We start from the raw sequence: 20,344 nt of genomic DNA on the forward strand, positions 1-20,344 counted from the left end.
TCTCCATGGCTCTGCGCACCCTCGACTCCCTGGGTTCGCTGGCCGGTAAGCGTGTCATCGTCCGTGTTGACTTCAATGTCCCTCTCAAAGAGGGCGTCATCACGGACGATGGCCGTATCCGGGCGGCTCTTCCCACGCTGAACAAGCTCATCGACCAGGGCGCCCGCGTCATCGCGTGCTCGCACCTGGGTCGTCCCGACGGCGCCCCCGACCCCAAGTACAGCCTCGAACCGGTCGCCCAGCGGCTCTCGGAGCTGCTCGGGAAGCCGGTCGCGTTCGCGCGCGACACGGTCGGCACCTCCGCCCAGGAGGCCGCTGCGGCACTCGAAGACGGCGACGTCGCGGTGATCGAGAACCTCCGCTTCAACCCGGGCGAGACGGCGAAGGATGCCGGTGAGCGCCGCGCCTTCGCGGAGCAGCTGGCCGCGCTCGGCGAGGCCCTCGTCTCCGACGGCTTCGGCGTCGTGCACCGCAAGCAGGCCTCGGTCTACGAACTCGCGAAGATCCTGCCGTCGGCGGCGGGTCTGCTGATCGAGAAGGAGGTCGACGTGCTCGACCGCCTCACCGAGAACCCCGAGCGCCCGTACGCGGTCGTCCTCGGCGGGTCGAAGGTCAGCGACAAGCTGGGCGTCATCGAGCACCTGCTCCCGCGCGCCGACAAGATCCTCGTCGGCGGCGGCATGATGTTCACGTTCCTCGCCGCACAGGGCTTCCCCGTCGGCAAGAGCCTGCTCGAGCCCGACCAGATCGACACGGTCAAGGGCTACATCCAGACGGCGGCCGACAAGGGCGTGGAACTGATCCTCCCCGTCGACGCGGTCATGGCCTCCGGCTTCGCCGCCGACGCCGACCACGTCGTCGCCCCCGCCGATGCGCTGGAGGACACCCCCTTCGGCGCGGACGGCATGGGTCTCGACATCGGTCCCGACACGGCGACGACCTTCGCCGAGGCGATCCGCTCGTCGACGACGGTGTTCTGGAACGGCCCGATGGGCGTGTTCGAGTTCCCCGCCTTCTCGGGCGGCACCCGCGCCGTCGCGCAGGCGCTCGCCGAGGTCGACGGCCTCTCGGTCGTCGGCGGCGGCGATACCGCCGCGGCCGTCCGGCAGCTCGGCTTCCACGACGAGCAGTTCGGTCACATCTCCACCGGTGGTGGGGCGAGTCTGGAGTTCCTGGAGGGCAAGAAGCTCCCCGGGCTCGAAGTCCTGGGATGGGAGAGCTGATGGCCCGCACACCGCTCATCGCCGGCAACTGGAAGATGAACCTCGACCATCTGCAGGCGGTCGCCTACGTGCAGAAGCTGCACTGGACGCTGAAGGATGCCGCGCACGACGACGCCTCCGTCGAGGTCGCCGTCTTTCCGCCGTACACAAGCATCCGCTCGGTGCAGACGCTGCTTGACGCCGACAAGATCCCGTTCGCCCACGGCGCGCAGGACCTCTCGATGCACGATGCGGGCGCATACACGGGTGAGGTCTCGGGGGCGTTCCTGGCGAAGCTCGGCTGCGCGTATGTGATCATCGGGCACTCCGAGCGTCGCGAGTACCACCACGAGACCGACGAGATCGTCGCCGCCAAGGTGCAGGCCGCACTGAGGCACGGGCTCGTCCCCGTCATCTGCGTCGGCGAGACGCTGGAGCAGCGTGAGGAGTCCGGCCCCACCGCGGTGTCGGTTGCGCAGCTGCAGGTGGCGCTTGAGGGCGTGCCGGCCGACGCAGACATCGTCGTGGCCTACGAGCCCGTCTGGGCGATCGGCACCGGTCAGGTGGCCTCGCCCGAGCAGGCGCAGGAGGTCTGTGCCGCCGTGCGCCAGGTCGTCGCCGACAAGCTCGGTGCGGATGCGGCGGCGCGCACGCGCATCCTGTACGGCGGGTCCGTGAAGTCGGGCAACATCGCGAGCTTCATGCGCGAGCCCGATGTCGACGGTGCGCTGGTGGGTGGTGCGAGCCTCGTCGCCGAAGAGTTCGCCGCGATCATCCGCTACCAGAAGCACGTCGGCGTCTGACGCCGCTCGATGGGCTCGGGGTCGGTGGGGCGTGAGCCCCGCCGGCCCTGAGCCTGTCGGAGGCACCGGTATACTCGTACCCTGTGCGCCCTGCGGTGGGCGCCGCGAAAGGCTTTCTCGACTGTGGACATCCTCGAGTTCGTGCTGCAGGTGCTGCTGGGCATCACCAGCCTCCTGCTGACCCTCCTGATCCTGCTGCACAAGGGCCGCGGTGGCGGTCTGTCTGACATGTTCGGCGGCGGCATGAGCTCGGCGATGGGATCGTCGGGACTGGCCGAACGCAACCTCAACCGCTTCACGGTCGTGCTCGCGCTCGTGTGGTTCGTCTCGATCGTGGCGCTCGGCCTGATCACGAAGTTCCGGGGGATCTGATGGCTACCGGAGGAAACGCAATCCGCGGCACCCGTGTCGGCGCCGGCCCGATGGGCGAGCAGGATCACGGCCACCACGCCGACCGCGTCGCCATCTCGTACTGGGATGCGCTCGGCAACGAGACCGTCCGCTACTTCGCCGCGGGGATTCCCGAGGAGGAGATCCCCGAGGTCATCGACTCGCCGCACTCCGGCCTTCCCGCCGGTCGCGACAAGGAGAACCCGCCCGCTGTCGCCAAGACCGAGCCCTACAAGACGCACCTCGCGTACGTGAAGGAGCGTCGCACCGAGGAAGAGGCCGACGCCCTCCTCGACGACGCGCTGCAGCAGCTGCGCGAGCGCCGCGGCCAGGCCTGACCCGCCTCGACGACCCACTGTTGATCGAGTGCCGGCGCGACCGGTGGGGCTCGACTCAGAACTCCTGGTCGATGAGCTCGGGCGGGACGTTGGCGGCGGCAGCCTCGTCGACGAAGAAGAGCGTGCGCTTGCGGCCCTTCGCGCCTGCTGCGGGGACGCTCTCATAACTCGCACCCGCGAGAGCGAGCCCCAGGGCCGCGGCCTTGTCGGTGCCCGAGACGACGAGCCACACGCACCGCGCTGAGTTCAGCACGGGACGCGTGAGCGTCAGCCGCTCCGACGGGGGCTTGGGCGCGCCGGAGACCGGCAGCACGACGGCATCCGTCGACTGGATCTCACCGCGGTCGGGGAACAGCGAGGCGATGTGGCCGTCCGGACCGACGCCGAGGAAGCACACGTAGAACGACGGCCACTCCTGGTCGTCGGCCGCGAACATCGCGAGCTCGCCCGCGTACGCTTCGGCCGCGGCCGCCATGTCAACGCCGCTGTCGGCGCCCGCCATCGCGTGCACGTTCCCGGCCGGGATGTCGATGTGGTCGATCAGCGCGCGATGCGCCCGCACGTCGTTGCGCTCGGGGTCGGATGCCGGCAGGAACAACTCGTCGCCCCACCACAGGTGCACGGTCGACCAGTCGACCTTCGTGCGCGCGGGACTCGCACCGGCGGCGCGCAGCACAGCCGTGCCGATGACGCCGCCGGTGAGCAACACGTGGCTCGTCTTCCCCGCCCCTGAGCGGCGCGCGAGCCGCTCGAGGAGACGCCCGGCGACAGCGGAAGCCAGTGTCTGCGCGTCGGGGCTGATCACGACACGTTTCTCGGTCCACAGCTGCGCCATCGCGACTCCTACGACTCGGTGGTGGTCGGGGGCCCGAGGAGCTCCCAGCCCTCCGTGATCACTCGACCATACAGGACGTCCGGATCCAGCCGACGCAACTCCTCGGCGAGGCACTCGCGCAGGGTGCGGCGCGGCAGCACGATGTCGTGCGACGGCTGTCCCGGCTGGGTGAGAGTTGCGTCGATGTCGTTGCTGCGCTGCAGCAGGATGTCGCCACTGGGACGCGTGAGACGGACGAACTGGATGCCGTGCTCCCACTCGTCGGGGTCAGCCGAGCGCCAGCTCACGGGCACGTCCAGCTTGAGCCGCAACCACGCGGCCATCAGTCCCGTGGAGGGGGAGCTGCCGGCGCCCACGACTTCGACGGCCGTGACCGGCTCGTACGGAGGCTGGTCCAGCACGGCGGCGAGCTGCTCACGCCAGCGCGTCAGACGAGTCCAGGCGAGATCGGTGTCGCCGGGTGCGTAGGTCGCACCCAGCTGGCTGAGCCGGGTCTTCGCGAACGGCGGTGTCGACGCATCCGTGATGCGACGCTGCGCGACACGTCCCACTTCGGAGGTCGAGGGGGAGACCGGCGGGTGATCGGGCCACCACGCGACAACCGGAGCGTCAGGCAGCAGCAGGCCGGTGATGAGACCCTCCTGGCTCGCCGCGGCGGGACCATGTGCGCGCAGCACGATGACCTCGCTCGCGCCGGCGTCGCCGCCCACGCGAATCTGCGCGTCGAGCTTCGGCTCGCCCGTGGGATCGGCGATCAGCACGATGACGCGCATCGGGTGCTCGCGGGAGGCGTCGTTGGCGGCCTCGATGGCTTCTTCCTGCAGGCCGTCGGCCGTCACGATGATGAGGGTCAGCACGCGGCCCAGCGCGACCGCACCGCCCTCTTCACGCACGCTCACGAGCGAGCGCGCGATCTTCGAGACGGTGGTATCGGGCAGATCGACGATCATGGACGCCTCCAGACGCGGCCGTCGCGGGCCAGGAGCTCATTGGCGGAAGAGGGGCCCCATGAACCGGGGGCGTACTGCTCGAGCGGACCACCGACGGCGGCCCAGTACTCCTCGACGGGGTCGACGATCTTCCACGACAGTTCGACCTCTTCGTGACGGGGGAACAGCGGTGGGTCGCCGAGCAGGACATCCAGGATGAGGCGCTCGTACGCCTCGGGGCTGGACTCGGTGAAGGCGTGCCCGTAGCCGAAGTCCATCGTGACGTCGCGCACCTCATTCGCCGCGCCGGGAACCTTCGAACCGAACCGGATCGTGACGCCCTCGTCGGGCTGCACGCGGATCACGAGCGCGTTCTGGCCGAGCTCGAGCGTCTGATTGCGCTGGAACAGGTGCTGCGGCGCGCGCTTGAAGACGACCGCGACCTCGGTGACGCGGCGCCCGAGCCGCTTACCGGTGCGGAGGTAGAACGGGACGCCCGCCCAGCGGCGCGTGGCGATCTCGAGCTTGATGGCGGCGTAGGTCTCGGTCGTCGACTCGGGGTTTATGCCGTCCTCGTCGAGGAACGCCGTGACCTCCTCGCCGCCCTGCCAGCCCCCGGCGTATTGTCCGCGGGCAGTCGCGGTGGACAGGTCCTCCGGCAGGCGGACCGCGGCGAGCACCTTCTCCTTCTCGGCGCGCAGGTGCGAGGCATCCATCGAGATGGGCTCCTCCATCGCGGTCAGAGCCAGCAGCTGCAGGAGGTGGTTCTGGATGACGTCGCGCGCGGCGCCGATGCCGTCGTAGTACCCGGCGCGGCCGCCGACGCCGATGTCCTCGGCCATCGTGATCTGCACGTGGTCGACGTAGTTGGCGTTCCAGATCGGCTCGTACAGCTCGTTGGCGAAGCGCAGCGCGAGGATGTTCTGCACCGTCTCCTTGCCGAGGTAGTGGTCGATGCGGAAGATCGAGTCGGCCGGGAAGGCCACCTCGAGCGCGGCGTTCAGCTCTCGCGCGGACTGCAGGTCGGAGCCGAACGGCTTCTCGATGACGACACGGCGCCAGGCATCCGGATTGTTCACCTTGTCGTCGACGAGACCGGAGTCCTTCAGCTGCTTCGTGACGATCGGGAAGTCACGCGGCGGGATCGACAGGTAGAACGCGTGGTTTCCCATCGTGCCGCGTTCGACGTCGAGCTTCTCGACCGTCTCCCGCAGGCGGCGGAACGCGTCGGCGTCGCCGAACTCGCCGGAGACGAAGCGGATCCCCTGCAGCAGCTGCTTCCACGTCTCCTCGCGGAAGGGCGTACGCGCGTACTGACGCACGGAATCGTGTACGACCTCGGCGAAGTCCTGGTCCTCCCAGTCGCGCCGCGCGAACCCGACGAGCGCGAAGCCCGGGGGGAGCAGGCCGCGGTTGGCGAGGTCGTAGACGGCGGGCATGAGCTTCTTGCGTGACAGGTCTCCTGTCACGCCGAAGATGACCAGCGCGCTCGGCCCCGCGATGCGGTTCAGGCGGCGGTCATCGGGGTCGCGCAGAGGGTTCACTCCGCGCGAGATCTCGACAGTCATCGGTGTGGAACTCCTACTGGGCTGCTTCGAACAGCGCGAGCACGTCGGCCTGCGGGTCGGAGAGGGTGAGGGTCACGACGGGGCGCCCGTGCGCGACGAGCACGGCGGCGTCACCGGCGGCCTGCGCGGTGATGAGCTGGCCGAACGTGAAGGGCCGGCCGGGGATCTCGAGGTCGACGTCACTCGGCCCGAGGATCTGCAGGAACACGCCCTCCGCGGGACCGCCCTTGTGGTACTGGCCGGTCGAGTGCAGGAAGCGCGGCCCCCAGCCGAAGGTCGTCGGGCGACGGCTGTCGGCGGCGACCAGTTCGCGCAGGCCCGCGAGCTGCGGCACGGCGACGCGGTCGACGTAGGCCTGGATCGAGACGTACCCGGTCGGCGAGAGGCGGGCCCACAAGGCATCCAGCACCGTTTCGAGGCTCGCTCCCTCGACGAGGGCGATGTCGGAGACGCGCACCTCGATGCCGCCCGCGCGGAACGCCGCGGCGCCCACCTCGGGGCGCGCGTCGAGGAGCCCGCGCGCCGCCTCCTTGGCGGATTCGACGTCGGGCTGGTCGAAGGGGTTGATGCCGAGGATCTGCCCGGCGATCGCCGTCGCGTACTCCCAGACGATGAACTGCGCGCCCAGCGATCCGCTGACGAGCACCTCACTCGGATGCTGCTCGATCAGCTGGAAGTGCACCGCGTCGTCGACGAGACGCACCAGCTGCATGTCGGTCGGTGTGAAGTCGGGGTCGGCCTCGGGGGAGAGCGGCTGCAGCACGACGGGCAGGATGCCTGTGCCGTTCTTGCCCGTCGACTCGGCGACGAGCTGCTCGATCCAGTCGGGGAGGCCCACGATGTGCGTGCCGTCGGTGATGAGACCGAGCTTGTCGCGGCGCGGCTCGCCGTCGGCGGTGCCGGCGATCGCGGCCGCGAGGATGAGCGCGGGGTTGCGCGCGTCGTCGATCGACACCTCGAGCAGGGTCGCGTCGGCCTCGTCGAGGATCTCCGAGACGTCGACGCCCGCGAGCCTGGCCGGCACGAGACCGAACGCGGTCAGGGCCGAGTAGCGGCCGCCGACGTTCGGGTCGGCGTTGAAGACGCGGTAGCCCGCCTCGCGCGCCGAGACGTCGAGCGGCGATCCCGGGTCGGTGACCACGACGATGTGCGCGGCGGGGTCGATGCCGAGGTCGGTCCACGCCGCCTCGAACGCGCGACGGGCCGAATCGGTCTCGATCGTCGAGCCGGACTTCGACGAGACGACGAGTACCGTCTCGGCCAGGCCGCCCTGCTCGGCGTCGCCGTCGATCGCGGCGAGCACCTGACCGGGGGCGGTGGAGTCGAGAATCACGAGCGGCAGGTTCGCGGTCGCCGTGATCACCTCGGGCGCGAGCGACGAGCCCCCCATGCCGGCGAGCACCACGCGGGTGATGCCACGCTCGCTCAGCTCCGCGCGGAGCGCCTCGATCTCGGGGACGAGCGGGCGCGAGACCGAGACGGCCTCGACCCAACCGAGCCGGCGTGCGGCCTCGGGAGCCGCCTCGGGCCCCCACAGGTCGGGGTCGCCGGCGGTGATGCCGCTCGCGATGAGCGAGTCGACGAGCCCCGGCAGCGTCTGGTCGACCACGTCCTTGACGTGGCCGGAGACATGGATCTCGAAGCTCACTGCGCGTTCTCCGCGGCGTTCTCCGGCGCGCTCTCCAGCGCCGTGGCGACGGTCTTCTGCAGGTCGTGCCACGAGGCCATGAACTTCTCGACGCCCTCGTCCTCGAGCACCTGGGTGACGTCGGCGATGTCGACGCCGAGGTGCGCGAGCTGGGCGAACACGAGGCGCGCGTCCTCGTAGTGATCGGTGATCGTGTCGCCGGTGATGACGCCGTGGTCGAACGTGGCCTCGAGGGTCTTCTCGGGCATCGTGTTGACGGTGCCGGGGGCGACGAGCTCGGTCACGTACAGCGTGTCGGGGAGGGCCGGGTCCTTGACGCCGGTGGATGCCCAGAGCGGCCGCTGCACGTTGCCGCCGGCGGCGACGAGCTCCTGTGCGCGCGGGGTGGCGAAGCGCTTCTCGAACAGCTGGTACGCGAGGCGGGCGTTCGCGAGCCCCGCCTTGCCCTTCAGCGCCTCGGCATCTTCGCTGCGGTAGAGCGACAGCCGCTTGTCGACCTCGGTGTCCACGCGCGAGACGAAGAACGAGGCGACGGAGTGGATGCCCGACAGGTCGTGCCCGTTCTTCTTCGCCTGCTCGAGACCGGCGAGGTACGCGTCGATGACCTCGCCGTAGCGCTCCAGCGAGAAGATCAGGGTGACGTTGACCGAGATGCCCTCGGCGAGCGTCGCGGTGATCGCCTGGAGTCCGGCCTTCGTCGCGGGGATCTTGATCAGCGCGTTCGGGCGGTCGACCTTCGCCCAGAGCTTCTTCGCCTCGGCGGAGGTGGCGTCGGTGTCGTGCGCCAGGTCGGGGGAGACCTCGATCGAGACGCGTCCGTCGAGGGTGCCGGTGGCGTCGTAGACGGGGCGGAAGATGTCCGCGGCATCCCGCACATCGGTCGTCGTCAGCTCGAAGATCGCGGTGTCGACGTCGGCGCCGGCGGACGCGAGGGCCGCGAGCGGCGCGTCGTACGAGTCGTCGTTCTGGTTGCCGATCGCCGCCTGGAAGATCGACGGGTTCGTGGTGACACCGGTGACATTCCGGGTCGAGATCAGCTCGGCGAGGTTGCCGGAGTCGATGCGCGAGCGCGACAGGTCGTCGAGCCAGATGCTGACGCCGGCGGCGGACAGATCTTCGGTGGGGGTGCTCATGCGTTGTTCTCCTTGACGGTTGCGCGCGCCGCTTCGACGACCGCATCGGCGGTGATGCCGAACTTCTCGAACAGGGTCTTGTAGTCGGCGGAGGCGCCGAAGTGGTCGATGCCGACCGAGCGGCCGGTGTCGCCGACGATGCCGCGCCACAGCGGGGTGGAGCCGGCCTCGACCGACACGCGCGCCGTGACGGCGGCGGGGAGCACGCTCTCGCGGTACGCCGCATCCTGCTCGGCGAACCACTCCAGCGAGGGCGCCGACACGACGCGCGCGGCGATGCCCTCGGCGGCGAGGGTCTCGCGCGCCTGCACGGCGAGTTGCACCTCGGAGCCGGTCGCGATGAGGATCACGTCGGGGGTGCCGTTCTCGGCATCCACCAGCACGTAGGCGCCCTTCGCGACGCCGTCGGTCGTCGCGAACCCGTCGATGCCGCGGGGGAACACCGGCACGTTCTGCCGTGTGAGGGCGATACCGACCGGGCCGCCAGAGGTACGGCGGACGATCTCGAGCCACGCGGCGGAGGTCTCGTTCGCGTCGGCGGGGCGCACCACGGTGAAGTTCGGGATGAGCCGCAGCGTCGACAGATGCTCGACCGGCTGGTGGGTCGGGCCGTCCTCGCCGAGCGCGACCGAGTCGTGCGTCCAGACGAAGATCGACGGGATGTCCATGAGCGCGGCGAGGCGAACCGGGGGGCGCATGTAGTCGCTGAAGATCAGGAACGTGCCGCCGAACGGACGGGTCGGTCCGTGCAGCTTGATGCCGTTGACGATCGCGCCCATCGCGTGCTCGCGGATGCCGAAGTGCAGCACGCGACCGTACGGGTCGCCCGACCACTCGCGGGTCGACCACTCGGCGGGGATGAAGCTCTTGGCATCCTTGATCGTCGTCAGGTTCGACTCGGCGAGGTCCGCCGACCCGCCCCACAGCTCCGGCAGCTGCGCGGCGAGGGCGTTGATGACCTGGCCCGACGCGGCGCGCGTGGAGACGTCCTTGCCCGCTGCGAACGTGGGCGCTTCGAGGTCCGCGGGGAGCTCGCCGGCCTCGAGCCGGTCGAGGAGGGCCTTCCGCTCCGGGTTCGCCGCGGCCCACGCGTCGAAGTCCTTCTGCCAGGCGGCGCGCGCCTCGGTGGCGCGATCCTGCAGCTCGCGGGTGTGCGCGATCACGTCGTCGGCGACGACGAAGCTCTGCTCCGGATCGAAGCCGAGCACCTTCTTCGTCGCGGCCAGCTCGTCGGCGCCGAGCGCGGACCCGTGGATCTTGCCGGAGTTCTGCTTGCCGGGGCTCGGCCAGCCGATGATCGTCTTCAGGATGATCATCGACGGCTTCGACGTCTCGCCCTTCGCGGCCTCGATCGCCGCGTACAGCTCGGCCACGTCTTCGACGTACTCGCCGGTCTTCTTCCAGTCCACGGTCTGCACCTGCCAGCCGTACGCCTCGTAGCGCTTGGCGACGTCTTCGGTGAACGCGACGTTCGTGTCGTCTTCGATCGAGATCTGGTTCGAGTCGTAGATCGCGATGAGGTTGCCGAGCTTCTGGTGGCCGGCGAGGCTGGATGCCTCGGCGGTGACGCCCTCCTGCAGGTCGCCGTCACTGGCGATCACGTAGACGAAGTGGTCGAACGGGCTCGTGCCGGCAGCGGCCTCGGGGTCGAACAGCCCGCGCTCGTAGCGCGCCGCGTACGCGAAGCCGACGGCGGAGGAGAGGCCCTGACCCAGCGGGCCGGTCGTGATCTCGACGCCCTTCGTGTGGCCGTACTCGGGGTGCCCCGGAGTGAGCGAGCCCCACGTGCGGAGGGCCTGGAGGTCGCTGAGCTCGAGACCGAAGCCGCCGAGGTACAGCTGCACGTACTGGGTGAGCGACGAGTGCCCCGCCGAGAGGATGAACCGGTCACGGCCCAGCCAGTGGGTATCGGACGGGTCGTGACGCAGCACGCGCTGATACAGCAGGTACGCCGCCGGCGCCAGGCTCATCGCCGTGCCGGGGTGGCCGTTGCCGACCTTCTCCACGGCATCGGCGGCCAGCACGCGGGCGGTGTCCACCGCGCGCCGATCGATGTCTTCCCAGTCCAGGACGGTGTTCAGCTCGGCCACGCGGTCGCCTTTCTGCAAGAGCGCCCACGCCGGTCGGTTGCCTCGAAGAGAAGGGGGAGGGGATCGGCGAATCGGGCGCGCGTATGTGCCTCCAGCATATCGAAGCGGTATGCCGTCGGGGCGATGCATGACGCCTATCGGCAGCGTCTCGACGCGTGGGGGATGGTGGGCGGATGCCCCCGCCGGCCGTCGGCCGTCCGCGGCCATGACGTAGACTGACGGGGAATTTCCAGACAGCGGCGGGGGAGATGGACATCACGACGACCCAGAGCGGTGAACGCGCCACCACCGGGCGCGATCTGCGTCGCACCGTCGCCGCCTACGTCACCCTCACCAAGCCTCGCGTGCTCGAGCTGCTGCTGGTGACGACCGTGCCGGTGATGATCCTCGCGCAGGGCGGCATGCCCGACCTGTGGCTCGTGATCGCGACGACGATCGGTGGGGCGATGAGCGCCGGCTCCGCCGCCGCGTTCAACATGTACCTCGACCGTGACATCGACGCGCACATGCACCGCACCGAGAACCGCCCGCTCGTGACGGGTGAGATCTCCCCGCGCGCGGGTCTCGTGTTCGCCTGGGTGCTGGCCGTGGCGTCCACCGTCTGGCTGCTCGCGACGACCAACTGGCTCGCGGCGACGCTCAGCGTGGTGGCGATCTTCTTCTACGTCGTGATTTACACGATGATCCTGAAGCGCCGCACCGAGCAGAACATCGTGTGGGGCGGCATCGCGGGATGCTTCCCCGTGCTGATCGGCTGGTCGGCCGTGACCGGGTCGCTCACCTGGACCCCGTTCATCCTGTTCCTGCTCGTGTTCCTCTGGACGCCGCCGCACTACTGGCCGCTGTCGATGAAGTACAAGGGCGATTACGCCGAGGCCGATGTGCCGATGCTCGGCGCGACGCGCGACGGCATCCAGGTCGGTCTGCAGGTCATCCTGTACGCGTGGGCGACGGTCGCCTGCTCGCTGCTGCTCATCCCGGTCGCGGGCATGGGACTCGTCTACACCGTGTCGGCGCTCGTGTTCGGCGGCTGGTTCGTCTACGAGTCGCACGTGCTCTACAACCGTGCCGTGCGCGGCGAGCAGATCAAGCCGATGCGCGTCTTCCACGCCTCGATCACGTACCTGACGCTGCTGTTCCTCGCGATCGCCGTCGACCCGCTGCTCCCGTTCTGACCCGCTGGCGCGCTGCGCCTGCGTAGCTGCGGAGATCTCGCGAGCCGCGCGGCTCGCGCAATTGCGGAGATCTGCCGAATCGCGGATGCCTGGGCGCGAGGCATCCGCTGTTGTGCCGATGTCCGCGGTTGCGCCGGCGGGGCGGGGCACGAGTGGAGGGGGCGTCGCCTCCTCCCCAGGGGCGAAGGTCGCGCGAGTTGTCCACATTCGCGTCGCTCCGGCGTTTTCAGGCGACCCCCCTCGCAACGATGACGGGATGGACGTCGCCACACACCCCCGACTGCGCGCGCTGACCGAGGCCGTGCGGGCCCGCCAGGGCGTCGCGCGCACCGTGACGCTGATCCGCGCGGGCCATTCGCGCTCCCGCATCGCCGGCGCGCTCGATGCGGGGATGCTCGTGCGCGTGCGGCGCGGATGGGTCGCGCTCCCCGCCGCCGACCCCGAACTGGTCGCCGCGGCGCGGGACGCCGTCGTGCTCACCTGCGTGACGGCGGCCCGGCGTCTCGGCCTGTGGGTGCTGGCAGAGGACCGGTGCCACGTCGCCGCCGATCCGCATCGCGGCGGACCGGCGCCGGAGGCGGTCACGGTCCACTGGGCGCGGCCGGTCGTCCCGCGTCACACCGATGCGTTGGTCGATCCGGTGGAGAACGTGCTCGTCGCCGTGGCATCCTGCCAGCCGCACGAGGCGGCACTCACGGTGTGGGATTCGGCCGTGCGCCAGGGCCTCGTGACGAAGGCCGAGCTGGCGCGGCTGCCGCTCGCTCCGGCGGGGCGCGCGGTGCTGGCGGCGGTGGAGGAGTTCACCGATTCCGGGATCGAGACGCTCTTCCGGGTGCGGCTGCGCTGGCTGCGCGTGCGGATCCTGCATCAGATCTGGCTCGCCGGGCACCGGGCCGACTTCCTCATCGGCGAGCGGCTCGTGGTGCAGGCGGACGGAGGGCATCACGTCGGGGCGCAGCGCGCGGAGGACCTCGCCCACGACGCGGAGCTGATGCTCCGCGGATACCACGTGCTGCGCTTCACGTACGCGCAGATCGTCGGCGACTGGCCCGCTGTGCAGAGCGCGATCATGCGCGCGCTCGCGCAGCGCCTGCACCTCGCGTAGGCCGGGCACACGCAGAACCGCGGAGATCGGCACTCCTGCGGATCGGTGCCGGCGAGGCATCCGCAGGTGTGCAGATCTCCGCGGTTGCGGAGGGGTCGGGCGTCAGGCGCGCGGTGCGTCCGTGTTCGGCGTGGCGTCGGTCTCGACGACCGGCTCGGAGGCCACGACGGGCTCGGATGCCACGACAGGCTCCGAAGAGACGACCGGCTCCGAGGCGGTGACGGGAGCGGCGACCTCGACGACGTCCTCTTCCCACGGCTCGACGACGACAGCGTCCACGGCGGGTGCGACGGCCGAGTTGAGCGCGCCGAGCACGAGAGCGAGAGTGAGACCCACGAGGCCGGCGCCGATGAGGATCGCGCCGAGGACGGCCCAGATCTGACCGGCGTAGACCTCGACGCCGGTCGCCGTCCCGTCGGTGAGTGTCGACGCCATCGTGGTCAGCTTCGAGATGAGCAGGTAGGCGCCGCCGGCGATCGCGACGACGGAGCCGCCTACGAGCACCCAGAACGGGATGCTGCGGCTGAGGCGGGTGGTGGACATGCGGGACTCCTTCTGTCGTGCCGACGCACACGCGACGGCTCTTCGACTATCTGCGAACCGCCCGAGTGCGAGCGATGCACCACCTATGATCCCGCTGTGGATCCGTCGGCGAAAGTCAGCACGGCGCGCGGGGCCTTCAGATGCATCAGCACCGCGGTCATCGCGGAGACGAGCGTCACCGCCAGCACCATGTGGATGTTCACCAGGACGATCGGCAGTCCGGTGCGCGCCTGCCACAGTCCCACGATGATCTGCACGACCTCGACCGCCAGCAGCAGTCCGGTCCACAGCGGTAGGCGCAGCGTCTGCGGCATGCGGAACGACACGGCGAACACGACGATCGTCAGGGCGAACAGCAGGTACGCCGGCCAGCTGTGCACGTGCTGCCAGAAGATCGGGTCGAGCCCGTTGCGCGCCGCCGCATCGTCGCCCGCGTGCGGGCCCGATCCGGTGAGCAGGATGCCGATGATGACCGTGATCAGCACGACGACGCTCGTCACGTGCACGAGTGTCGCGTAGCGGCGCGGCACGGCGAGACGGCGCGGCCCGGGTTCGGCGTAGACCCGCACGACGTAGGCGGTGGCGATCGCGACGAGCGCGGCGGAGATCAGGTAGTGCAGCCCGACGATCGCCGGGTGCAGGTGCAGCCACACCGTGACGCCGCCGACGACGGCCTGCAGGATGATGCCGATGCCGACGGCGAGGGTCAGGCGGGGAAGCTCCGGGCGCGTGGACCACAGCCGCACCACCGAGAGGAAGGCGAGGAGCGCCACGACCACCAGCACGCCGGTGAGGGTGCGGTTGCCGAACTCGATCAGGCCGTGCACGCCGAGCTCGGGCGTCGGCACGAGCGACGCGGACGTGCAGTACGGCCAGGTCTCGCATCCCATGCCCGAACCGGTGAGCCGCACGAGGCCGCCGGTGCCGACGATGACGATGTTGCTGATCAGCAGCAGCCACGCCAGCACCCGGGTGTACCGGGTGATGTGGTCGGGCAGCAGCGCCGAGACGAGCGTCGGTCGTGCGGGCGCCGCGGTCGCAGCGGACGGATCGGACATGGCTGTCGCCTCCTGGGATGCGCCTCGGGAAGGCGCCGGCCACGCCCGAGGGGGAGCGTTGCCTGTAGACTCGAATGGTGGGAACGGCGACGCGATGCGTGCCCGACCCACTCCCAGTCTAGGCGCGCGAACTGTGCGTCCGAGAAAGACGCAGACGGCCTGACAGCGGCATCCCACCCCTCGCCGACGACCCTCCACCGTGAGCACGGCGGGTCGTGGGAATGTCGGAGCGGATGACACCGCCGGGCGCGAAGGAGGCAATGCCATGTCGGATGTGCTCATCGACCGACCCGAGCTCGAAGGTCTCGGCGTCTACGAGTTCGGCTGGCACGACGCGGATGCCGCGGGTGCCAGTGCCAAGCGAGGCCTTTCCGAGGCCGTCGTGCGCGACATCTCGGCCCTGAAGGCCGAACCGGAGTGGATGCTCAAGACGCGCCTGAAGGGCCACCAGCTCTTCGGCCGCAAGCCGATGCCCACGTGGGGCGCCGACCTGTCGGAGATCGACTTCGACAACATCAAGTACTTCGTCCGCTCCACCGAGAAGCAGGCGCAGTCGTGGGAGGACCTCCCCGAGGACATCCGCAACACGTACGAGAAGCTCGGCATCCCCGAGGCCGAGCGTGCGCGCCTGGTCGCCGGTGTCGCGGCGCAGTACGAGTCCGAGGTCGTCTACCACCAGATCAACGAAGAGCTCGAGCGCCAGGGCGTCATCTTCATGGACACCGACACCGCGCTGCGCGAGCACCCCGAGTTCTTCGAGGAGTACTTCGGCACGGTCATCCCCGCCGGCGACAACAAGTTCGCGGCCCTCAACACCGCGGTCTGGTCGGGCGGCTCGTTCGTCTACGTGCCGCCGGGCGTGCACGTGGAGATCCCGCTCCAGGCCTACTTCCGCATCAACACGGAGAACATGGGCCAGTTCGAGCGGACGCTGATCATCGCCGACGAGGGCTCGTACGTGCACTACATCGAAGGCTGCACGGCCCCGATCTACAAGTCCGACTCGCTGCACTCGGCGGTCGTCGAGATCATCGTCAAGAAGAACGCGCGCGTGCGCTACACGACGATCCAGAACTGGTCGAACAACGTGTACAACCTCGTCACCAAGCGCGCCGTCGCCCACGAGGGCGCGACGATGGAGTGGATCGACGGCAACATCGGCTCCAAGGTGACGATGAAGTACCCCTCGATCTACCTGATGGGCGAGCACGCCAAGGGCGAGACGCTGTCGGTCGCCTTCGCCGGCCCCGGCCAGCACCAGGATGCCGGCGCGAAGATGATCCACATGGCGCCGTACACGCAGTCCTCGATCGTCTCGAAGTCGATCGCCCGCGGCGGCGGACGCGCGGGCTACCGCGGTGAGGTGCGGGTGGATGCCAATGCGCACCACTCGGCGAACACCGTGCGCTGCGACGCGCTGCTGGTCGACACGAAGTCGCGCTCCGACACGTATCCCGCGATCGACATCCGCGTCGACGACGTGCAGCTCGGCCACGAGGCGACGGTCTCGAAGGTCAGCGAGGAGCAGCTGTTCTACCTCATGAGCCGCGGCATGCCCGAAGACGAGGCGATGGCCATGATCGTGCGCGGCTTCATCGAGCCGATCGCCCGGGAGCTGCCCATGGAGTACGCCCTCGAACTGAACAAGCTCATCGAGATGGGCATGGAAGGATCCGTCGGCTGATGACGACCGCCACACAGACCCCCGCCTCCTCGGGCCAGGAGCGGACGGAGGGTCACCTCGACCCTGCCGCGCGCCTGACCGGCGTCCGCCAGCCCGGCATCCCCGACAGCAACGAGTTCGTGCCGGTGCAGACCCGCTCCGAGCGGCCCACGTCGTTCGACCCGGCCGACTTCGGCACGCCCGTCGGCACCGAGGTCAACTGGAAGCACACGCCGCTGAAGGCGATCGCCGAGCTGCTGCGCGACGAGCCCGCCCCGCACGACGTCATCGGCGTCGAGGTGTCGGCGCCGGACGCCGTTGAGCAGGGCCGTCTCGCCGTCGGCGAGGCGCCGCGCGGCGAGGTGTTCCGCCCCGAAGATCTGCCGAGCGCGATCGCGTGGCACCAGGAGGCCGAGGCGCCGCTCATCCGCATCCCGCAGGGCGTCGAGCTCGACGAGCCGATCGTCGTGCGCCTCACCGGCCGCGGCGGCGTCGCACACGCCCACGTCGTCATCGAGGCGCAGCCGCACTCGCGCGGCACCGTGATCCTCCGCCACGAGGGCACCGCCCAGCAGGCGCAGAACGTCGAGATCATCGTCCGCGACGGCGCCGCCCTCACGCTCGTGTCGGTGCAGCGCTGGGACGACGACGCCGTGCACCTGGCATCCCACCAGGCCCGCGTCGACCGCGACGCCGCGCTCACCCACGTCGTCGTCAGCCTCGGCGGCGGTCTCGTGCGCGTGAACCCGTCGGTCGAGCTCGCCGGCGCGGGCGCCGACGGCAAGCTCTACGGCCTCGCGTTCTCCGACTCCGGCCAGCACCTCGAGAGCCAGGTGTACCTGCACCACAAGGGTCCGCACACGATCGGCGACGTGCTCTACAAGGCGGCCCTGCAGGGCGCCGGAGCGCGCACCGTGTGGATCGGCGACGTGCTGATCGGCCCGGATGCCACGGGCACCGACTCGTACGAGGCCAACCGCAACCTCGTGCTCACCGAAGGGGCGCGCGCCGACTCGATCCCGAACCTCGAGATCGAGACGGGCGACATCATCGGCGCGGGCCACGCGAGTGCCACCGGGCGTTTCGACGACGAGCAGCTGTTCTACCTGCAGGCGCGCGGCATCGCCGAGGACGAGGCGCGTCGCCTCGTCGTCCTCGGCTTCCTCGCCGAGATCGTGCAGAAGATCGGCATCGACGACCTGCAGAGCGAGCTCATCGAAGCCATCGAGGCGGAACTCGCGCTCACGGCATCGGTCTCCGCCGAGGCATCCGCATGACCGCGCAGAAGGTGCTGAACCTCAGCGACCTCGAGCAGGACACCGCGGTGCGCGTCGTCGTCGACGGCGTGCCCATCGCCGTCGTGCTCGACTCGAACGGCGAGGTGCACGCGATCGGCGACACCTGCACGCACGGCGACGTCTCGCTCTCCGACGGCTTCGTCGAGGGGGAGACCCTGGAGTGCTGGGCGCACGGCTCGGCGTTCTCGCTGCGCACCGGCCGCCCCCTGAACCTCCCGGCCTACGAGCCGGTGCCCGTATACGAAGTGACGATCGACGGGGACGACATCCTCATCGACCCCGCCGTCACCAAAGATGTGAACTGACGAAGGAATCTGACATGGCTGTTCTCGAGATCCGCGACCTGCACGTGACGGTCGAGACCGACGAGGGGACCACCCCCATCCTCAACGGCGTCGACCTGACGGTCCGCACCGGCGAGACCCACGCGATCATGGGCCCGAACGGCTCGGGCAAGTCGACCCTCGCCTACACGATCGCCGGGCACCCCAAGTACACGGTGACGCAGGGCACGATCACCCTCGACGGCGAAGACGTCCTCGCGATGTCGGTCGACGAGCGCGCCCGCGCGGGCCTCTTCCTCGCGATGCAGTACCCGGTCGAGATCCCGGGCGTCACCGTCACGAACTTCCTCCGCACCGCCAAGACCGCGATCGACGGCGAGGCGCCCGCGATCCGCGCGTGGACGAAGGACGTCAAGGCGGCCATGAAGGACCTTCGGATGGACCCGAAGTTCGCCTCGCGCAACGTCAACGAAGGCTTCTCGGGCGGCGAGAAGAAGCGCCACGAGATCCTCCAGCTCGAGCTCCTCAAGCCCGCGATCGCGGTGCTCGACGAGACCGACTCGGGCCTCGACGTCGACGCGCTGAAGATCGTCTCCGAGGGTGTCAACCGCGCGAAGGCCGCCACCGACCTCGGTGTGCTGCTCATCACGCACTACACGCGCATCCTCCGCTACATCAAGCCCGACTTCGTGCACGTGCTCGTCAAGGGTCGCGTCGCCGAGGAGGGCGGCCCCGAACTCGCCGAGCGCCTGGAGAACGAGGGCTACGACCGCTACCTCGACCCCAGCGATGTCATCGAAGCCTAGGATCGACGTATGACCGCGACGCTCAGCCCGGAGAAGTACGACGACGTCACCGAGGCGCTCAAAGACGTCATGGACCCGGAACTCGGGATCAACGTCGTCGACCTGGGACTCATCTACGACCTGTCGTGGGACGACGAGAACGACGCGCTGGTCATCCACATGACCCTCACCTCGGCCGGGTGCCCGCTCACCGACGTGCTCGAGGAGCAGACGGCGCAGGCGCTCGACGACGTCGTCGACCGGTTCCGCATCAACTGGGTGTGGATGCCGCCGTGGGGCCCCGAGCGCATCACCGACGACGGGCGCGACATGATGCGCGCCCTCGGCTTCGCGATCTGACGCCGGCCGGTCGGCGAGCCGGCGCGCCCGCGAACGAGGTCAGCGAGCGAGTGCGCGTGCGGCGAGGTCGACGTCGCGCTCGTCGTTGAACACGTGGAACGCGACGCGCGCGCGGCCGTTGCGCCCCGAGGCGATCAGCCCGGCGGCGGTGAGGCGCGCGAGGTCGGCGCCTGACGCATCCGGCCACGTGACGATCGCGCTCGGCCGCGCGGGCTCGGCGAGGCCGATCAGCGCGCGGAACCGCGCCGCGAGACCCGTCGCGTGCGCGTGCAACGCGCCCGGGTCGGCGTCGGCGAAGGCCCGGAGCGCGGGTTCGGCGCCGACGAACGCCTGCCACGCCGGCGACACGTCGAAGCGCCGCGCGCAGGAGGCGAGCTCGGCCGCACCGCCGTAGCACGACGACCACGGATCGTTGCCGGCGTACCACCCGGCGTGCAGCGGAGTGAGGGTGCGGGCGTATTCGGCGCGAAGCGCGAGGAAGGCGACGCCGCGCGGGCAGCACAGCCACTTGTACGCGTGGCAGAGCAGGGCGTCGACGCGCGAGGCATCCACCGGCATCCAGCCGACAGCCTGCGTCGCGTCGCACACCGTGCGTGCGCCGACGCGCGCCGCCGCGGCGCCGATGGCGTCGAGGTCGGCGACCTCGCCCGAGCCCGACTGCACCAGCGAGAAAGCGACGAGGTCGGTGTCCGCCGCGATCTCCTCGGCGAGGGTGCGCAGCGGGACGGCGCGCACCTCGATGCCGCGACCGGCGTGGACGAAGGGCAGCACGAGCGAGGAGAACTCGTCTTCGGGCACGAGCACCCGCGCGCCGCACGGCAGCGCGGCGGCGAGCAGCGAGACCTGCGCCGAGGTCTGCGAGCCGATCGCGACGCGGTCGGGTGCGACGCCGACGAGGCGCGCGAAGTGCGAGCGCGATGCCTCGACGGCTCGGCTGTACCCCGCGACGTCGGGGCGGCCGGCGAGATCGGCCGTGATCGCGCGCCGCGTGCCCGCCGTCGGCAGTCCCGCCGTGCAGGCGGCGAGGTACCCCGTTGCCGCGGCCGCATCCGCTCCCCGGAATTCTGCGCGGAGCGCCGCAAGGCGGTCGGTCGCGGTCGCCGTGAGAGTCATGCCTCCAGCATCAGCTTGGGCATA

The 20,344-nt window shown here is 70.0% G+C and carries 20 protein-coding genes; 11 read left to right on the top strand and 9 right to left on the bottom strand.

The window, feature by feature from the left end:
* Positions 1–5: 5 nt before the first annotated feature.
* From FHX68_RS01165 to FHX68_RS01180, 4 genes are all read left to right on the top strand, one after another.
* Complete coding sequence (locus FHX68_RS01165; RefSeq protein WP_141378752.1) at positions 6–1,223, top strand: phosphoglycerate kinase; 1,218 nt, start codon at positions 6–8, stop codon at positions 1,221–1,223.
* The gene (gene tpiA / locus FHX68_RS01170) at positions 1,223–2,005 is read left to right on the top strand and encodes a triose-phosphate isomerase (protein WP_229661376.1); all 783 of its coding nucleotides are present in this window, start codon (positions 1,223–1,225) and stop codon (positions 2,003–2,005) included. The genes FHX68_RS01165 and tpiA overlap by 1 nt, the downstream gene beginning before the upstream one ends.
* Positions 2,006–2,128: 123 nt before the next feature.
* Entirely contained in the window at positions 2,129–2,377 is a 249-nt protein-coding gene (gene secG / locus FHX68_RS01175) for a preprotein translocase subunit SecG (RefSeq protein WP_141378756.1), read from the top strand.
* A complete protein-coding gene (locus FHX68_RS01180; protein WP_141378758.1) occupies positions 2,377–2,733 on the top strand; it encodes an RNA polymerase-binding protein RbpA in 357 nt (118 codons plus the stop codon). Before secG ends, FHX68_RS01180 begins: the two co-directional genes overlap by 1 nt.
* Before the next feature lie 55 nt (positions 2,734–2,788).
* On the opposite strand, the gene pgl is transcribed toward FHX68_RS01180, so the two are convergent.
* The 6 genes from pgl to tkt are packed head-to-tail and all read right to left on the bottom strand — an operon-like array spanning position 2,789 to position 10,936.
* Entirely contained in the window at positions 2,789–3,568 is a 780-nt protein-coding gene (gene pgl / locus FHX68_RS01185; RefSeq protein ID WP_141378760.1) for a 6-phosphogluconolactonase, read from the bottom strand.
* 8 nt (positions 3,569–3,576) lie between these two features.
* Positions 3,577–4,518, bottom strand: coding sequence for a glucose-6-phosphate dehydrogenase assembly protein OpcA (locus tag FHX68_RS01190; protein ID WP_141378761.1), 942 nt, complete (start codon positions 4,516–4,518; stop codon positions 3,577–3,579).
* Positions 4,515–6,065, bottom strand: coding sequence for a glucose-6-phosphate dehydrogenase (gene zwf, locus FHX68_RS01195; RefSeq protein WP_141378763.1), 1,551 nt, complete (start codon positions 6,063–6,065; stop codon positions 4,515–4,517). The genes FHX68_RS01190 and zwf overlap by 4 nt, the downstream gene beginning before the upstream one ends.
* A 13-nt stretch (positions 6,066–6,078) precedes the next feature.
* Positions 6,079–7,713, bottom strand: a complete 1,635-nt coding sequence (locus FHX68_RS01200) for a glucose-6-phosphate isomerase (protein WP_141378765.1) — start codon at positions 7,711–7,713, stop codon at positions 6,079–6,081.
* Positions 7,710–8,846, bottom strand: coding sequence for a transaldolase (tal, locus tag FHX68_RS01205; protein ID WP_141378767.1), 1,137 nt, complete (start codon positions 8,844–8,846; stop codon positions 7,710–7,712). Before tal ends, FHX68_RS01200 begins: the two co-directional genes overlap by 4 nt.
* Positions 8,843–10,936: a transketolase gene (gene tkt / locus FHX68_RS01210; protein ID WP_373288660.1), complete on the bottom strand. Its 2,094-nt coding sequence runs from the start codon at positions 10,934–10,936 to the stop codon at positions 8,843–8,845. The genes tal and tkt overlap by 4 nt, the downstream gene beginning before the upstream one ends.
* A gap of 248 nt (positions 10,937–11,184) precedes the next feature.
* Between tkt and FHX68_RS01215 the strand changes: the two genes are divergently transcribed.
* Positions 11,185–12,111, top strand: a complete 927-nt coding sequence (locus FHX68_RS01215; RefSeq protein WP_141378769.1) for a heme o synthase — start codon at positions 11,185–11,187, stop codon at positions 12,109–12,111.
* A 256-nt stretch (positions 12,112–12,367) separates the two neighbouring features.
* Positions 12,368–13,216 (top strand): endonuclease domain-containing protein, encoded by an 849-nt coding sequence (locus tag FHX68_RS01220; protein WP_141378771.1) that lies wholly within the window; start codon positions 12,368–12,370, stop codon positions 13,214–13,216.
* Between the two features lie 102 nt (positions 13,217–13,318).
* Here FHX68_RS01220 and FHX68_RS01225 read toward each other — a convergent pair whose 3' ends face one another.
* Together FHX68_RS01225 and FHX68_RS01230 are read right to left on the bottom strand one after the other, a co-directional pair.
* The gene (locus FHX68_RS01225; RefSeq protein WP_141378772.1) at positions 13,319–13,759 is read right to left on the bottom strand and encodes a dinucleotide-utilizing enzyme; all 441 of its coding nucleotides are present in this window, start codon (positions 13,757–13,759) and stop codon (positions 13,319–13,321) included.
* 83 nt (positions 13,760–13,842) lie between these two features.
* Complete coding sequence (locus tag FHX68_RS01230; protein ID WP_141378774.1) at positions 13,843–14,817, bottom strand: COX15/CtaA family protein; 975 nt, start codon at positions 14,815–14,817, stop codon at positions 13,843–13,845.
* Between the two features lie 265 nt (positions 14,818–15,082).
* On the opposite strand from FHX68_RS01230, the gene sufB reads away from it, so the two are divergent.
* From sufB to FHX68_RS01255, 5 genes are read left to right on the top strand one after another with little or no spacing between them, the layout of a single operon-like run.
* Positions 15,083–16,501 carry a Fe-S cluster assembly protein SufB gene (gene sufB, locus FHX68_RS01235; RefSeq protein ID WP_141378776.1) on the top strand — a complete coding sequence of 473 codons (1,419 nt, stop codon included), beginning with the start codon at positions 15,083–15,085 and terminating at the stop codon, positions 16,499–16,501.
* A complete protein-coding gene (gene sufD / locus FHX68_RS01240; RefSeq protein ID WP_141378778.1) occupies positions 16,501–17,757 on the top strand; it encodes a Fe-S cluster assembly protein SufD in 1,257 nt (418 codons plus the stop codon). Before sufB ends, sufD begins: the two co-directional genes overlap by 1 nt.
* A complete protein-coding gene (locus FHX68_RS01245; protein ID WP_141378780.1) occupies positions 17,754–18,083 on the top strand; it encodes a non-heme iron oxygenase ferredoxin subunit in 330 nt (109 codons plus the stop codon). Before sufD ends, FHX68_RS01245 begins: the two co-directional genes overlap by 4 nt.
* A 14-nt stretch (positions 18,084–18,097) precedes the next feature.
* Positions 18,098–18,868 carry a Fe-S cluster assembly ATPase SufC gene (gene sufC / locus FHX68_RS01250; protein ID WP_141378783.1) on the top strand — a complete coding sequence of 257 codons (771 nt, stop codon included), beginning with the start codon at positions 18,098–18,100 and terminating at the stop codon, positions 18,866–18,868.
* 9 nt (positions 18,869–18,877) lie between these two features.
* The gene (locus FHX68_RS01255; RefSeq protein WP_141378784.1) at positions 18,878–19,207 is read left to right on the top strand and encodes a metal-sulfur cluster assembly factor; all 330 of its coding nucleotides are present in this window, start codon (positions 18,878–18,880) and stop codon (positions 19,205–19,207) included.
* Between the two features lie 39 nt (positions 19,208–19,246).
* Here the strand turns inward: FHX68_RS01255 and FHX68_RS01260 are convergent, their stop codons facing one another.
* A complete protein-coding gene (locus FHX68_RS01260; protein ID WP_141378786.1) occupies positions 19,247–20,320 on the bottom strand; it encodes an aminotransferase class V-fold PLP-dependent enzyme in 1,074 nt (357 codons plus the stop codon).
* Between the last annotated feature and the right edge of the window lie 24 nt (positions 20,321–20,344).

Source organism: Microbacterium lacticum, from assembly GCF_006716815.1.
Taxonomy (GTDB): domain Bacteria; phylum Actinomycetota; class Actinomycetes; order Actinomycetales; family Microbacteriaceae; genus Microbacterium; species Microbacterium lacticum.

Bases quoted from the DNA above. Each gene is read 5' to 3' on its own strand.
- FHX68_RS01165 (WP_141378752.1), top strand. From the start codon at position 6: ATGGCTCTGCGCACCCTCGACTCCCTGGGTTCGCTGGCCGGTAAGCGT.
- tpiA (WP_229661376.1), top strand. From the start codon at position 1,223: ATGGCCCGCACACCGCTCATCGCCGGCAACTGGAAGATGAACCTCGAC.
- FHX68_RS01180 (WP_141378758.1), top strand. From the start codon at position 2,377: ATGGCTACCGGAGGAAACGCAATCCGCGGCACCCGTGTCGGCGCCGGC.
- pgl (WP_141378760.1), bottom strand. From the start codon at position 3,568: ATGGCGCAGCTGTGGACCGAGAAACGTGTCGTGATCAGCCCCGACGCG.
- FHX68_RS01190 (WP_141378761.1), bottom strand. From the start codon at position 4,518: ATGATCGTCGATCTGCCCGATACCACCGTCTCGAAGATCGCGCGCTCG.
- zwf (WP_141378763.1), bottom strand. From the start codon at position 6,065: ATGACTGTCGAGATCTCGCGCGGAGTGAACCCTCTGCGCGACCCCGAT.
- tal (WP_141378767.1), bottom strand. From the start codon at position 8,846: ATGAGCACCCCCACCGAAGATCTGTCCGCCGCCGGCGTCAGCATCTGG.
- FHX68_RS01215 (WP_141378769.1), top strand. From the start codon at position 11,185: ATGGACATCACGACGACCCAGAGCGGTGAACGCGCCACCACCGGGCGC.
- FHX68_RS01220 (WP_141378771.1), top strand. From the start codon at position 12,368: ATGGACGTCGCCACACACCCCCGACTGCGCGCGCTGACCGAGGCCGTG.
- FHX68_RS01225 (WP_141378772.1), bottom strand. From the start codon at position 13,759: ATGTCCACCACCCGCCTCAGCCGCAGCATCCCGTTCTGGGTGCTCGTA.
- FHX68_RS01230 (WP_141378774.1), bottom strand. From the start codon at position 14,817: ATGTCCGATCCGTCCGCTGCGACCGCGGCGCCCGCACGACCGACGCTC.
- sufB (WP_141378776.1), top strand. From the start codon at position 15,083: ATGTCGGATGTGCTCATCGACCGACCCGAGCTCGAAGGTCTCGGCGTC.
- sufD (WP_141378778.1), top strand. From the start codon at position 16,501: ATGACGACCGCCACACAGACCCCCGCCTCCTCGGGCCAGGAGCGGACG.
- FHX68_RS01245 (WP_141378780.1), top strand. From the start codon at position 17,754: ATGACCGCGCAGAAGGTGCTGAACCTCAGCGACCTCGAGCAGGACACC.
- sufC (WP_141378783.1), top strand. From the start codon at position 18,098: ATGGCTGTTCTCGAGATCCGCGACCTGCACGTGACGGTCGAGACCGAC.
- FHX68_RS01255 (WP_141378784.1), top strand. From the start codon at position 18,878: ATGACCGCGACGCTCAGCCCGGAGAAGTACGACGACGTCACCGAGGCG.
- FHX68_RS01260 (WP_141378786.1), bottom strand. From the start codon at position 20,320: ATGACTCTCACGGCGACCGCGACCGACCGCCTTGCGGCGCTCCGCGCA.